This is a genomic window from Rhizobium halophilum (genome assembly GCF_021648825.1).
Lineage (GTDB): Bacteria > Pseudomonadota > Alphaproteobacteria > Rhizobiales > Rhizobiaceae > Neorhizobium > Neorhizobium halophilum.
The window spans coordinates 26,466-37,910 of sequence record NZ_JAKJHS010000016.1 but is presented as its reverse complement, the minus strand read 5'-3'; the positions used below and the strand labels follow the sequence as shown (position 1 = coordinate 37,910).

The following is an 11,445-nucleotide window of genomic DNA, read 5'->3' as shown; positions in this document are numbered from 1 at the left end:
GGCAAGGGCAAGGACAATGCCGGCGGCAACGGCAAGGACAATGCCGGCGGCAAGGGCAAGGACAATGCCGGCGGCAACGGCAAGGACAATGCCGGCGGCAAGGGCAAGGACAATGCCGGCGGCAAGGGCAACGACAATGCCGGCGGCAACGGCAACGACAATGCCGGCGGCAAGGGCAAGGACAATGCCGGCGGGAAGGGCAAGGACAATGCCGGCGGGAAGGGCAAGGACAATGCCGGCGGCAAGGGCAAGGACAATGCCGGCGGCAAGGGCAAGGATAATGCCGGTGGCAAGGGCAAGGGCGACGCCGGTGGCAAGAACGATGACGGCGACGGTGCAGACCATGACCATGACCACGGCCCTGGTCCCGGAAAAGGCGGCGGTAGCAAGCGCGGCGGTAAATGACCGGAGCCTGTTTGGACGTTGTCTGGTGGAGGGTTAAAGGTTAGCCCCGTAAGGCAGCATCTGAATGCGTTACAGCAGATGCTGCCTTGCAAGAATTAAGTTTTGGAGAGTTACGTGCGTATCATTTTTCTGATCACCTTCGCAATCCTGGCAGGTTGTTCGACCACTGATCACTCTGTTTATGAGCCTCCGGCCACCCGCCCGCACTACGACTAGTCCAAGGGCGATGCTTCGCCCTTGCTCCGTGAGTTGCCGACAGCACCTAAGCGCGCTGTCCTCTACCCCACTCATGCGTCATCAGCTGAAATTGCGTGAGCCGACCAGGCACAGGTCGGGAAGCCGAGCAAAAGGAGGGTGATGCTCCCGCAGCCAAAGCAGCGCTCGCCAGGAGCCGACACATCGCAGGCCGTACTGTACGTCGTACCAAGCGTTCTCACACGGTGATTTCATCCGTCAGAACCTGGGGGTCTGCCAAATGCCAGACACGGTCTATCTGTAGCTCTGGTAAGGTCGCTGAAATTGGAGGCCTCGCCCGGAGTTGGAAAAGTGAGCGTACACCTTACGTTGAGCCCCCGGCTGCCACACTTGGTCTGAAATAATTTCGAAGCAATATCAACCGCCGCTGCCACACCCTGCCACACCTTCGTCGGCCTCGTTGGGCGTCAGCAGCTTGCTTCCAATCCCATCCCAACTGATCTTCGCGACCGTCTGCCTTGCTAGTCGGGCACGCTCTGCATTGCGCGTGTAGATCTTGGATGTCTTCGCGTCCCGCCACCCGAACATCGCCTCGAGCATGTTGTCCGTCGCCTCGTTGTGCGCGACGTCTGTGGCAAGCCCCTTCCTCACCGAATGCGATGTCAGGTGCGGCAACCCCGCCTGCCTGAACCAATCCGAAATTCGATTGCCGAGTCCTTTCACGCTGAACGGCTTTCCGAACTCCGTCACCAGATAGGTGAGGGCGGTGACCTTGTGCGTAGCGAGCACGCCCTCCAGGATCGGGTGCAGCGGCACGATCAGGTCGACGGGCGTCCTGTTTCGGTTCTTGAAGAGCCGGAGGTGGAAAGCGTCGGCGCGGCGATGCTGCGGACCTAGAACCGCAAGGTCAGATACTCTGAGGCCGGTGTACATCGCGATCGACAGATAGAGCACGGCCTTTGAGCGGATCCCGTGGTGCTTGATGAACTGCTCAAGCTCCGCCGGCGTGGCCGTCTCGTGCCCATCAGAGTGAGCCCGGAAGGGCGAAACGAGGCGAGGGATGTTGGTCGTGAGCGGCTCACCGTTGCGCTTGGTGTCGAAGGCTTGCCTCAGCACCTTCAGGCGCTCGTCGGCGGCAAAGGGCACAGCCTTCTTCCGGTCTCGCAGAACCTCGACGTTCGCCACGTCCATCCTGCTCAGCGGCATGTCCGCGAAGAATGGGCCTGCCGGCTTAGCCAGGTGCAATGGCTCATCCCACATCGCCTCCATGATGTTCCGGCGCCGGGTCTGTGCGGTCTGGTCGAGCTGAGTGAATTCCTTAGACCGCATGTACTCCATGCACAGCCAGCGGAAGCTGTTCGGCTTCACCATCGCGGATATGAGTTGGGGAGCAGCAGGAGCCCCGCTGAGAGGCAAGGCAGCGTTGCGGGCCTTCCAGTACGCCCTCGTGAACTCCTCGCTCTGGATGTCGTCTGGCAGTCTGCAGATGCGCTTGCCGTCGATGCGGAGGTAGTACCGCATCGTGCCATGCCGGCTCTTGTTCTTTTCGATGTACGGCAGATCGATATTCGCCACGTCTGTCATGCAGACGCTCGCCAGTCTTCACCGTCGTCCGCGTCCTCCCTGTTCGCCGGCATGCCCTCTTCGGGCCAAGAAGCCATCGCGGCGACTACATCCGAGACCAGCCACACCTTGCGGGTGTGCCACTTCCGCGGCTTCGGAAGAAAACCTTCCTGAACCATCAGGTCTACGGTGTTCGCACTGACGCCGATCGCAGCGGCTACTTCGGCCCGATTGAGACCAAGGCGCGGAACGTTGCGTGAAAGGTCAACGGTCGTGTTCGTCGGTCCCCACTTTCCCCGCTATCCACAAGCAGGTCATCCACAGCTCTCTTCCGATTCCGGTTGCGGACGCGATGCATCCTTTCGCGGTCTCCGCAGTTAGGACGGCAATCAAGTAGGAGAGCGACGATGGCAGAGAAAACGGCAAATGAAGCAGACAAGGAGATGGTCAGAAAGGACGGGCACGAACGGTATCCCGAATTCGTCGACGTCACTAAGACGCCCGAGGAAGAGATAAAGGATGCGCGGCGGCGCGTTGGCAGCCAAGGCAGGCCCGGCGCGATCATTAAGTAGGCTGTTTTCATCGCCCGACCTCCCTCAGCTGGGACGATAGCGCTGCAACTTTGGCCGTGAGCGCATGTTTGCCGCTTCATGAGCATTTCCGTAAATCGAGCTTTCAAGGCAGTCAGAGACAGCGAGGGCTCCTGGTCTGTGATCGAGTGCGGAACTGGATTGGCAGTGGTCTTCGACGGAGTCCCTATGGTGCTCCTCAACGAAGTGACCGCCATCGAACTCGCTCAGGTCATGAATGATCTCGCGCCCAAGGGCTCTAGCCTCCACTAATGTACCCGTTGGTAACGGTCGGGGAGCGATGGGACTTACTTCGTAAGCTGCATGCTTGATTGTGACAGCGACTTGCCTTTCAAGCTCCTTGGCAACAATGGAGCTGCTATGACCGAGATCGAGAAGATTGCGAAGACGGTTTCCGAATTGGCCAAGCCGAAGATGAGGCCCAAAGATCTTTTCGAAGCCGTTAGGAAGGTGCATCCGAAGGCGACAAAGAAGGAAATAACACGCGGCGCGTTTTATGCCGTCATCATGGCTGCAGGCAGTAGGCCGGGCGCAGTACATGGTCTTCATGACCTCGCCACAGAAAGCCGAAAAGACACCTTGGAAGACAGCCGGAAATCTTCGTAGGTCGCCTAAAGGTACGTTCGAAGCCCGATCGGAGGACTTCAATGAAGGTGCGCAAACAGGAGCCTCGCGAGCGAGCAGCGCGAGCGCTGTGTAGGCTGGAGGGCTTGCCGGAGAACGGAGTGATTGATGGCAGGCCGATGTGGACTGCTTTTCTACCCAAGGTCGACGCGGTACTTGAGGCCGTGATGCCGCCCGATGAATGCGATCGCCTAAGGAGACTAGGTCCGTAAGGCTAAAGGATGCTGGGGCCGGAGATTGCTTGCGCTGGAGCGGCCAGGACGAAACGGGTGAGTTCGCCAGTTTCATTCGCTTACCCTCTTCGTTTCAAGGGGCGGTATGGACTCATCTGCCGATAAGCGTACACTGTCGACATCGTCACCAACCGAAGACTTAGGCGGTGACGACTGAGGGTTACTACGTGCTCTCGCCTGCGACCTCAGGGGAGAAGCGCCGATGGTTGCATTAAGCTTTTCGAATCTTCGCAGTCCAGAAATGACCAGCCTGACGCGCTTTGCGGCTAGATACACGTCCTCTAGCGCGATAGCTGAACGCATCGTGCGTCGTACCATCATGGTGGCGGCAACTGATCCGAACCTGCTGCTCAGCAACGATGTAAAGCAGGATCTTCTCTCCATCCTGCATGAGGTCGCGCTCCAGGAAGTGCCCCCGAACCCCTTTATACCCGCTCTGCAGGAGCAGAGGCTGTCAACCTGACGAGATACTAGCCCTTTGCGGTTGCATACCTCCCAGAGCAGCGAGGGATAGGCGACAGGACATGTCTCATCCCGCTCAACCTTCGTGCACTCGCTATCCGTCACCGCAGCCCTATCTGTCATCGATGCCGTCCTCCGACGAGTTCGCCCGTGCGGCGGTCAACAACCGTACCGTCCATCAGCCGCTTGAACCGGCCGTCGCTGAGCGACGACTTCGGCTTCGTGATTCCGAGGTGCTTCTTCTTCACCCGGGCGATCTTCGACTTGACCTTCATCTCCATCGCCGTCTTACGGCGGTGAGGCTCGCGCATGCTGGGCAACCGCTCCTCAGCTTCCGCTGGCGATTGAGTGCGTGAAGGCATGGGGCTTTGAATACAAGTCTCTGCTAGGCCAGTTGCCCATAAGGCAGTTGACCGCCTCCTCGTTGCTCCAGACGACGATCGGCTTGTTGGGCACCTTGTGCTCCACCACCACAGGCTCGGGCCAATCTGTTCCATACATGCCGGGTTTCCTTTCCGCACACGCATAAAGGGCTGCGCAAATGTCACAACAGACATGAGAGTGTCCGGTTCCGTTGGAGATTCCGCCACGGCAACCCTAATGCTTCAGGATCCCTGCCTCTTCGGCAGCCTTCACAAACGCTGCCTCAGCGATGGAAAGCGCGACTTCTCCTTTGATCGCCTTCAAACATGCGCGCTTGGCGGCTGCATAAGCCCTACCACGCTGATCCGGCCAATGATTGGTCAAGCAAGCAACAGCATCTCTTGGGCTGCAGACACGTTTGAAGTGGTCGCCTCCGTCGCAAATAATCTCGATCTGGTTGTCCCAAATGTTTGTCTGCATGGATGGGGTACTCCTGGCATTTCAGGGGCACCAACGGGCGACTCAAGCGCTCGTTCCTTAGACTTCAAGTCCGACGGAGGGGCTCGGTTAGGCTCACGCCGTAGCGCAATGTTGCGACGCGAGGTGCCAGCATGAGCGGCCCTGTCGATCGCAGCCAGTTCGACCGCATCAGCGAGGATGATGCATTCGAAGCGTCCGAAGTCTTCCTTGCTTGCATGTTTGCGGACAATCAGGTGCTCGCCGAGTGCGGGCTTGAGTGGGAGGACTTCGGCGAAGAGCTACATCAACTCATGTTCAAGGAGGGCATGGAGCTGTTCCGCAGCGGGCAGCCCGTCACCGCAATCTCGCTGAAGCCATTCATGCCCAAGGCCTGGAGCAATAGCCGGAGCAGCCGGACTCGTCGCGACGACGATGAAGCCGGGATACTGCCGGCAACCTACATGGCGCGACTGATGAGCCTTGGCTTCGACCCGTCGACCATGCGCAGGTTGGAATCGTCACTCCACATCATCAAGAGCGTGTCGCTTGGCCGGCAGCTGGCGAGAGAGGCTGAGATTGCCTCAGAGCTTGCCAAGGAAGGCCATACGCTTCTCACGCTGGATGATGAGATAGAGCAGCTGGAAATGCGCCTGACGGAGCGCAGGACTAGACTGGCAGCTCTAAGGGCGAGTGCATCTCCCGGATCATCCTACCTGGCCATGTTCGAAGCCTCGGCCCGTCGTGACGGTGTGGTGGGCGTTCCGATCGCGCTGCCTGAGATCGCAAAGGTTCTGTCGGAGCCGGTCTTCGAGGCGGGCAACCTGTACGGGCTTCTGTCCTCGTCAGGCGAGGGCAAGTCAAGCCTCACCATGCAGCTGATCTACCACGCCGTGAGGGGAGGACATCCCGTCCTCTTCCTCTCCTATGACCAATCCGCGGCCCAGTGCATCCGGCAGATGATCGCCCAGGTCCACGAGATCAGCGTCAGACAGCAGCGCGAGCCGTCCAGACTGATGACAGAGAGCGAGCGCGACCGGTGCGTGCTGTTCGCCACCCAGATCAACAACCAGCCGTTCGACATCATCCGGTGCCAGCGGGAAGGGGTCATGCAACTCGTCGCCTACGCCCGTCGCTTCATCAAAAAGCGTGCCAACGGCAAGACGCCATTCATCGTCATCGACCACATCGGAAAGGTGAAGCCTCGCGATCCGAAGCTGTCGGCCGACAGGATCTCCGGTGAGGTTACGGTGGAGCTCAAGGCACTGGCCGATGAGCTTTCGGCGTCGGTCCTCATCCTCAACCAGCGGAACGGCGAAAGCGGCAAGCGCCAGAACCCACGCCCGATCGCCAAGGACCTGTATGGCGGGGAGGGCGCCCGTGCCGACTACGACGCGATCATCACGCTGTACCGTCCAGAGAAATACAAGAAGGAGATGGAGAAGGTGGCGGCCACCCCGAGCGACTGGAAGACCATAAACAGCGTCTTCGGCTCCGAGATCGAAGGCATTGCGGAGATTGCCTCCATAAAGGTCAGGTTTGGCGACCCATCCATTGTCGAGAAGCTGCAGTTCGACGCTGATTTCACCCGCTATCGATCGATGAAGCTGCAGCGTCCGCAGGAGGAGCTCGCGCTATGACACGCCAACCCCGTTCCCAAATGAGAAGAGGCCGCGTTAACGGCCTCCCTTGCTCGGCTGATGATCTACGGAGATACCCGGCCGCCGCCTGCTGGCGTCTTGATCATCCAAGGCTGGACCGCAGGCTGTTTCACGAGGATGCCCTTCTTCTTTCCGAAGGCGCGGACGGCGTCGCGCGCGGCGTTCAACGGCTTCAGGCCATCATGAGCCATGTAGCAGGTCTTCAGCGCCGCATCATGGATCATGTCGCGCTCGCGTTCGGGCCAATCCTCAAGAAAGTCGATCGCATCCTCGACGGCGGTTATCTCCCGGACCAGGTCCCTCTTTTCCTTCAGATAGACCGGTCGATCGAACAGCTTCGAGATCATTTCTACCTCACTGATTTGGTTGGTGATCAACAAGGAAAGCGCTGTGGCCAGCGCCGCTTATCCATCTGTGATGTCTGGTTTTCCTCTTCAAGAGGGCTGTTGTCAGATAGCCGATCGCAAAACTTTAAAGGCTTGACTGGAAGCGCTGCCGGGTGTGGCGGAACGGCACATGTCGAGGCGCGGAACCAGCGGGGGCTGCTGTGATGCAACAGCTTGGCCTTTTCGACACGGTCCGCCGGCCCCCATTGATGAAGAAGATCGAGGCCTACGGCGAGGTGTTGCAGGGTGAGCCCGATCACACCTTCCGCCTGAAACATCCCCGCATGGCATGGGACCGCGCCCGCATTGAGATCCATCAGCACAGGGATAAAACGTGGATGTGGTCCACAAGCTGGCAGTGCGAGAGCGAAGGCGGCGGATACCGGGTCGGCGTGAAGTGGGGAAAATTCGCTGAAACGCGTGAAGACGCTCTCTTCTACGCCGCCCGAGAAATTGAACAGCGACTGGCCGGGAAATGGAGCGCAGACGCAGCTCTCATCCTGAAATGGACTGCAACAATCAAAGAGAACCCGGAGGCTTTCAGATGAAGAACCGACTGATCCACTTGAACAACCACCTGTTCTCCCAGCTGGAGCGCCTGACGGAAGAAGGCCTGACGGCGGAACAGATCGACACGGAAGTGAAGCGCGCAGATGCCATTGTCGGCGTCAGTGAGCAGATCATCCGCAATGCGGACCTGTCTCTCAAAGCTGTGACGCTTGTCGCAACGCATGGCGACCGGTTCGCTTCGGCTCTGCCTATGATCTCCCCTCCCACCCCACCAGACGGAGAACCTATTCAGATCCGGCAGCAGCGCCCTCTGATCAAGGCGGCCGGCACATGAGGGGGCAACGCATCCACTATTCTGCCGATGAGATGGCGTGGCTAGAGGCTAACCGCTCTATGATAATCAGCGACTACCACCGCGAATTTGTAGCGAGGTTCGGTCGAGCAGATATCACGGCGCTGAACTTACACGGGCTGCGAAAGCGGAAAGGTTGGTTCGTGGGCCGCAAGCCGGGGCGGTTTTTCGGACGCCACCGGAAGTTCTCGGCGGACGAGATGGCCTGGCTCGAAAGCAACTCCACGATGGTGATCAGCGAGTATCACGCCGCATTCGTGGGCGAGTTCGAACGTGAGGACGTCACCGCTCAGAACCTTCACGCGCTCCGCAAGCGAAAGGGCTGGAAGACAGGCCGAACCGGTCAGTTTGTGAAAGGGCAGGAGCCGGTCAACAAAGGCAAGCCATGCCCGCCGGGCAAGGGTGGCCGCCATCCCAACGCACGTAAGACACAGTTCAAGCGTGGCCAGCTGCCGCACAACACGAAGTTTCTCGGCCATGAGCGCGTGTCCAAGGACGGATACGTCGAGATCAGCATCGATGAGGAGAACCCACACACCGGCTACGAGCGCCGCTATGTGCTGAAGCACGTTCACGAGTGGGAGAGACTGCACGGTCCCGTGCCAGACGGTCTGTGCCTCAAGTGCGTGGATGGCAACCGGCTCAACACTGATCCGTCAAACTGGATCGCCATTCCGCGTGGCCTCCTGCCCAGGCTGAACGGTGGCCGCGCAACCCGGGTCATGGCCTACGACACCGCGCCCGATGAACTCAAGCCCGTGCTGATGACGATGGCTCGCGTCGAGCACAAAGCAAGCGAGATCCGCCGCAAGCGTCAGGGACCAGCAGAATGAACCACTACGCTAGATTTCTACACCAGAACCGCCGCGGCTGGTGCCGCGTGTCAGTGGGTGCTTTGGGCGACCAACAATACGGCCGACCGAGCTTCTTCCGGCGGAAGCTTGCCTTCGTGCACGGCGCGGCACGTCTGCCAGGCTTTGCGCCACTTGCCGCTGTTCTGATCACGCTCATGGGCAAGCCAATTGATGGCCTGTTCGGGCGTAGCCAGCGAAATCTGCATCCTTCCATCCCGGATCACGACGGGTTCTTTCCAATGGTTAGCAAGCATATTCGTCAGCCTCGCAGGTTGTTGTCCACCCCTTCTAATAGCCCGTGGCTTTTTTCGTTCCCGGTCCATGACTCGCGAGGAGAAGCATGAACAAGTATAGCGCTTACCCTCAGCCCGTCCCTGGTGGCTACCGTGTCATGATGCGCTTTGCCCGGGATGCCCAGCCCAAGCCGCTTATGGGCCAGGGCGACAAGCCGCTGATCTACCCGACGGAGGGAGCAGCATGGAAGGCCTGTGCTGCTCATCTCCTCCGATACCTCAACTTTCCCATCGTCGGTGGAGAGTGCGAGGGAACGCCATCCATCAAGCAAGCCAAGCGGGCGAGGGCGGAGAAGCTGTTCATCGGCGGTGGCCGTGTTGTCGAGGTCGAGCGGCAAAGGGGTGAGGCATGAGCAGTGTAGCCGCTACTTATACGTCCGTCCTGACCAGGCAGTCCGCCTGCAAGCACGCTGCGATGAATGCTGCCCTTGCCTCTTCCGGAGAAGTCCTTCCAGAAATGGCAGCGATCGCGGCTCGCTTCGCCTTGGCAAAAGCGGGGCCGCGTATCCCCGGCCATCGATTGCAGAGGAAGTCATGCGCATCGGCTGGACCCTTGATGGCCTGCAGTGCGGTGTTCCTTGCTACGGCTGAAACTGAGCCGCCCCAAAAGTTGCTGAAGTCCAATTCTACTACTCGATCATCCTGCATGGTTTGTGCCTTTGGGCAGAGCACAACCAACCTGCTTCTCGGATCGTCGTTCCTCCCAGGCCGCTATCGGTCAGGGGCCGTACAAAGTGATTGATCCCCGCGTCTACAGCATCTGTGAAGAGTACGGGATCGAGATCATCGATGGCCGCGCGTATCCGGATGTTCGTCAGACGCGAGCGGTCGCAACAATGGACAGGATCCTGCGCAATCGAGGCGAGGCGCACTTCCGCATGGTGATGTCCACCCTGGCAGAGACCGAGAACAACCAGGGGCAGCTCGACGAGAATCTGTTTTGGGCGGTGAGCGATCTGGTTGAGGCGTGCCAGGCAATCATTGAGGAGCGGCCGACGGAATGGCTCGAGTGTTTCGACAAGACGCCTGTGGGCCAGCTCCAGTTCATCGCGAGAGACCTCAGCGGAATTACACACCAGCGCCACGCTATCGCGGGCATGCTGTATGAGAGAGTGGTCCGGGTGTTTGGTCCCAACGCGGCGCAGGGGGACCTATTCGACGAGAGACGGAGAACGGCATGACGAGGGAAGAGATCACGGAACTTTTTATCCGGGCAGCTGAGACAGATCGCCGGCTCCCGTTCGGCGATGGGCCGAAACCGGTGAAGGCTCAGGCTCTGCCGTACGTTCATGATGCCGCGGACCAAGCAGGGTGGGGCGGTGAGCGCTATGCGGAGGAGCGAGAGAGCTTCTGGGAGAGCCGGTCGACCCGCCTACGCGCATCGGATGTCACCGACTGGGAACGCTGCAATGAGTTGATCCTGGCAGTGGATGATGAGAGTGAGCGTCGCTGCCTCTGGCATTGGGCAATCGGTCGGGCCGGTGGTCGCCCGTTCAAGCACTGGTGCGGCGACGAAGGTATCCATGTAGCGACCGGAAGGCGCAGGAAAGAGCGGGCTATCACACGCATTGAGCTAAGGTTCACTCGGAACCCATTGCAGAATAACGAAAATGACGATCTTGACCTGTTGCGTGTTGCCCCGGAAATCGAGCATATTCCTGTCAACATCGAAGAACCTGCGCATTCGCTAGCCTGGATGGACGACACCGCATTTAGCCCTGCCGGAGTGCCGGAGCTTCGAGACTTCACTTGGGCTCAGAAAAGAAACGAGCGTCGCCGGCTGCGTGAGGCAAGGAAGAAGGATGCCGCCTGAGCTTGTCTAGGACACATTGGCTCCCTATATCTCGCCCGTCGGCATTGTTCATGAGCGCTGATGAATTCGCCGCTCACAGTCGCCGCCATCGCTTTAGACTTTTGCCACGGATGTACTGGCACTGGTGAGAAAGCGATGATGAGGAAGGTCGGTGCGGTTTCGCCCCGGCCTTTTTTGTTCGACGGAGAATCGGAATAACTAAAACGGCGCTATGATCACAATCCGCAAATCCACTGCATCAGACGGCGATAGGGTCCTGAGTATCTGGAGAGCATCCGTCGATGCTACCCATGATTTTCTCTCGCATCACGATCGGCAAGAGATCGAGAAGATGCTTCACGGCTTCCTCCCCAGCGCCCCGCTCTTGCTTGCAGTAGATCCTTCTCAGGGAACCGTCGGGTTCATGCTTGTTGCCAATGGTCACTTGGAAGCATTGTTCGTTCATCCCGCGTGTTTCGGCGCGGGCGTCGGCAGGCAGCTGGTTGAGCATGCGCTTGCGCTTCACCCTGGCTTGACCACTGATGTCAACGAGCAGAACAGCAAAGCCCTTGGGTTCTACCAGCGGCTCGGCTTTGTGCAGACGGGGCGATCAGAAATCGATGGACAGGGGCGGCCATATCCGCTCATCCATCTGAAGCATCGGCTGTAGGTTTGGTCATGCTGCATTGATAATCTAGCGCCGCTC

General features: G+C 59.2%; 19 protein-coding genes. 12 read left to right on the top strand and 7 right to left on the bottom strand.

What is annotated here, in order from left to right; genetic code table 11:
- Window positions 1-405, top strand: a 405-nt coding sequence (locus tag LXM96_RS19885; protein ID WP_394802007.1) for a hypothetical protein, incomplete at its 5' end; no start/stop codon positions are given.
- 612 nt (window positions 406-1,017) lie between these two features.
- Here the strand turns inward: LXM96_RS19885 and LXM96_RS19880 are convergent.
- Window positions 1,018-2,184: a tyrosine-type recombinase/integrase gene (locus LXM96_RS19880; protein ID WP_240000305.1), complete on the bottom strand. Its 1,167-nt coding sequence runs from the start codon at window positions 2,182-2,184 to the stop codon at window positions 1,018-1,020.
- 386 nt (window positions 2,185-2,570) lie between these two features.
- Between LXM96_RS19880 and LXM96_RS19875 the strand changes: the two genes are divergently transcribed.
- The 3 genes from LXM96_RS19875 to LXM96_RS19865 all read left to right on the top strand — a co-directional run bounded on the left by LXM96_RS19875 (window position 2,571) and on the right by LXM96_RS19865 (window position 4,073).
- Window positions 2,571-2,735: a hypothetical protein gene (locus tag LXM96_RS19875; RefSeq protein WP_240000304.1), complete on the top strand. Its 165-nt coding sequence runs from the start codon at window positions 2,571-2,573 to the stop codon at window positions 2,733-2,735.
- Window positions 2,736-3,113: 378 nt separating this feature from the next.
- Window positions 3,114-3,359: a hypothetical protein gene (locus LXM96_RS19870; protein WP_240000303.1), complete on the top strand. Its 246-nt coding sequence runs from the start codon at window positions 3,114-3,116 to the stop codon at window positions 3,357-3,359.
- 492 nt (window positions 3,360-3,851) lie between these two features.
- A complete protein-coding gene (locus LXM96_RS19865; RefSeq protein WP_240000302.1) occupies window positions 3,852-4,073 on the top strand; it encodes a hypothetical protein in 222 nt (73 codons plus the stop codon).
- A 118-nt stretch (window positions 4,074-4,191) separates the two neighbouring features.
- Here LXM96_RS19865 and LXM96_RS19860 read toward each other — a convergent pair whose 3' ends face one another.
- The 3 genes from LXM96_RS19860 to LXM96_RS19850 form a co-directional block, all read right to left on the bottom strand.
- Window positions 4,192-4,383: a hypothetical protein gene (locus tag LXM96_RS19860; RefSeq protein ID WP_240000301.1), complete on the bottom strand. Its 192-nt coding sequence runs from the start codon at window positions 4,381-4,383 to the stop codon at window positions 4,192-4,194.
- 16 nt (window positions 4,384-4,399) lie between these two features.
- Window positions 4,400-4,573 (bottom strand): hypothetical protein, encoded by a 174-nt coding sequence (locus tag LXM96_RS19855; protein ID WP_240000300.1) that lies wholly within the window; start codon window positions 4,571-4,573, stop codon window positions 4,400-4,402.
- Between the two features lie 96 nt (window positions 4,574-4,669).
- On the bottom strand, window positions 4,670-4,915 hold the full coding sequence (locus LXM96_RS19850; protein WP_240000299.1) for a DUF982 domain-containing protein: 246 nt from the start codon (window positions 4,913-4,915) through the stop codon (window positions 4,670-4,672).
- Between the two features lie 131 nt (window positions 4,916-5,046).
- On the opposite strand from LXM96_RS19850, the gene LXM96_RS19845 reads away from it, so the two are divergent.
- On the top strand, window positions 5,047-6,531 hold the full coding sequence (locus tag LXM96_RS19845) for a DnaB-like helicase C-terminal domain-containing protein (protein WP_240000298.1): 1,485 nt from the start codon (window positions 5,047-5,049) through the stop codon (window positions 6,529-6,531).
- Between the two features lie 65 nt (window positions 6,532-6,596).
- Here LXM96_RS19845 and LXM96_RS19840 read toward each other — a convergent pair whose 3' ends face one another.
- Window positions 6,597-6,899: a DUF982 domain-containing protein gene (locus LXM96_RS19840; RefSeq protein WP_240000297.1), complete on the bottom strand. Its 303-nt coding sequence runs from the start codon at window positions 6,897-6,899 to the stop codon at window positions 6,597-6,599.
- Window positions 6,900-7,147: 248 nt separating this feature from the next.
- Here LXM96_RS19840 and LXM96_RS19835 point away from each other — a divergent pair, with 248 nt between their 5' ends.
- The 3 genes from LXM96_RS19835 to LXM96_RS19825 all read left to right on the top strand — a co-directional run bounded on the left by LXM96_RS19835 (window position 7,148) and on the right by LXM96_RS19825 (window position 8,633).
- Window positions 7,148-7,486: a hypothetical protein gene (locus LXM96_RS19835; RefSeq protein ID WP_240000296.1), complete on the top strand. Its 339-nt coding sequence runs from the start codon at window positions 7,148-7,150 to the stop codon at window positions 7,484-7,486.
- A complete protein-coding gene (locus LXM96_RS19830) occupies window positions 7,483-7,782 on the top strand; it encodes a hypothetical protein (RefSeq protein ID WP_240000295.1) in 300 nt (99 codons plus the stop codon). Before LXM96_RS19835 ends, LXM96_RS19830 begins: the two co-directional genes overlap by 4 nt.
- 218 nt (window positions 7,783-8,000) lie before the next feature.
- A complete protein-coding gene (locus LXM96_RS19825; RefSeq protein ID WP_240000294.1) occupies window positions 8,001-8,633 on the top strand; it encodes an HNH endonuclease in 633 nt (210 codons plus the stop codon).
- Between the two features lie 50 nt (window positions 8,634-8,683).
- On the opposite strand, the gene LXM96_RS19820 is transcribed toward LXM96_RS19825, so the two are convergent.
- The gene (locus tag LXM96_RS19820) at window positions 8,684-8,908 is read right to left on the bottom strand and encodes a DUF982 domain-containing protein (protein WP_262913774.1); all 225 of its coding nucleotides are present in this window, start codon (window positions 8,906-8,908) and stop codon (window positions 8,684-8,686) included.
- An 86-nt stretch (window positions 8,909-8,994) separates the two neighbouring features.
- Between LXM96_RS19820 and LXM96_RS19815 the strand changes: the two genes are divergently transcribed.
- On the top strand, window positions 8,995-9,300 hold the full coding sequence (locus LXM96_RS19815; RefSeq protein ID WP_240000292.1) for a hypothetical protein: 306 nt from the start codon (window positions 8,995-8,997) through the stop codon (window positions 9,298-9,300).
- Window positions 9,301-9,316: 16 nt separating this feature from the next.
- On the opposite strand, the gene LXM96_RS19810 is transcribed toward LXM96_RS19815, so the two are convergent.
- Complete coding sequence (locus LXM96_RS19810; RefSeq protein WP_240000291.1) at window positions 9,317-9,595, bottom strand: DUF982 domain-containing protein; 279 nt, start codon at window positions 9,593-9,595, stop codon at window positions 9,317-9,319.
- A gap of 86 nt (window positions 9,596-9,681) precedes the next feature.
- Here LXM96_RS19810 and LXM96_RS19805 point away from each other — a divergent pair, with 86 nt between their 5' ends.
- The 3 genes from LXM96_RS19805 to LXM96_RS19795 all read left to right on the top strand — a co-directional run bounded on the left by LXM96_RS19805 (window position 9,682) and on the right by LXM96_RS19795 (window position 11,409).
- Entirely contained in the window at window positions 9,682-10,128 is a 447-nt protein-coding gene (locus LXM96_RS19805) for a hypothetical protein (RefSeq protein ID WP_240000290.1), read from the top strand.
- Window positions 10,125-10,760, top strand: a complete 636-nt coding sequence (locus LXM96_RS19800; protein ID WP_240000289.1) for a hypothetical protein — start codon at window positions 10,125-10,127, stop codon at window positions 10,758-10,760. Before LXM96_RS19805 ends, LXM96_RS19800 begins: the two co-directional genes overlap by 4 nt.
- Before the next feature lie 211 nt (window positions 10,761-10,971).
- A complete protein-coding gene (locus LXM96_RS19795; RefSeq protein ID WP_240000288.1) occupies window positions 10,972-11,409 on the top strand; it encodes an acetyltransferase in 438 nt (145 codons plus the stop codon).
- The last annotated feature ends 36 nt before the right edge of the window (window positions 11,410-11,445 follow it).

Excerpts from the sequence above, each read along its gene's own strand:
- LXM96_RS19850 (WP_240000299.1), bottom strand. The coding sequence starts at position 4,915 with ATGCAGACAAACATTTGGGACAACCAGATCGAGATTATTTGCGACGGA.
- LXM96_RS19820 (WP_262913774.1), bottom strand. The coding sequence starts at position 8,908 with ATGCTTGCTAACCATTGGAAAGAACCCGTCGTGATCCGGGATGGAAGG.
- LXM96_RS19795 (WP_240000288.1), top strand. The coding sequence starts at position 10,972 with ATGATCACAATCCGCAAATCCACTGCATCAGACGGCGATAGGGTCCTG.
- LXM96_RS19835 (WP_240000296.1), top strand. The coding sequence starts at position 7,148 with ATGAAGAAGATCGAGGCCTACGGCGAGGTGTTGCAGGGTGAGCCCGAT.
- LXM96_RS19815 (WP_240000292.1), top strand. The coding sequence starts at position 8,995 with ATGAACAAGTATAGCGCTTACCCTCAGCCCGTCCCTGGTGGCTACCGT.
- LXM96_RS19855 (WP_240000300.1), bottom strand. The coding sequence starts at position 4,573 with ATGTATGGAACAGATTGGCCCGAGCCTGTGGTGGTGGAGCACAAGGTG.
- LXM96_RS19845 (WP_240000298.1), top strand. The coding sequence starts at position 5,047 with ATGAGCGGCCCTGTCGATCGCAGCCAGTTCGACCGCATCAGCGAGGAT.
- LXM96_RS19840 (WP_240000297.1), bottom strand. The coding sequence starts at position 6,899 with ATGATCTCGAAGCTGTTCGATCGACCGGTCTATCTGAAGGAAAAGAGG.
- LXM96_RS19865 (WP_240000302.1), top strand. The coding sequence starts at position 3,852 with ATGACCAGCCTGACGCGCTTTGCGGCTAGATACACGTCCTCTAGCGCG.
- LXM96_RS19830 (WP_240000295.1), top strand. The coding sequence starts at position 7,483 with ATGAAGAACCGACTGATCCACTTGAACAACCACCTGTTCTCCCAGCTG.
- LXM96_RS19810 (WP_240000291.1), bottom strand. The coding sequence starts at position 9,595 with ATGCAGGATGATCGAGTAGTAGAATTGGACTTCAGCAACTTTTGGGGC.
- LXM96_RS19875 (WP_240000304.1), top strand. The coding sequence starts at position 2,571 with ATGGCAGAGAAAACGGCAAATGAAGCAGACAAGGAGATGGTCAGAAAG.
- LXM96_RS19860 (WP_240000301.1), bottom strand. The coding sequence starts at position 4,383 with ATGCGCGAGCCTCACCGCCGTAAGACGGCGATGGAGATGAAGGTCAAG.
- LXM96_RS19825 (WP_240000294.1), top strand. The coding sequence starts at position 8,001 with ATGGCCTGGCTCGAAAGCAACTCCACGATGGTGATCAGCGAGTATCAC.
- LXM96_RS19880 (WP_240000305.1), bottom strand. The coding sequence starts at position 2,184 with ATGACAGACGTGGCGAATATCGATCTGCCGTACATCGAAAAGAACAAG.
- LXM96_RS19800 (WP_240000289.1), top strand. The coding sequence starts at position 10,125 with ATGACGAGGGAAGAGATCACGGAACTTTTTATCCGGGCAGCTGAGACA.
- LXM96_RS19870 (WP_240000303.1), top strand. The coding sequence starts at position 3,114 with ATGACCGAGATCGAGAAGATTGCGAAGACGGTTTCCGAATTGGCCAAG.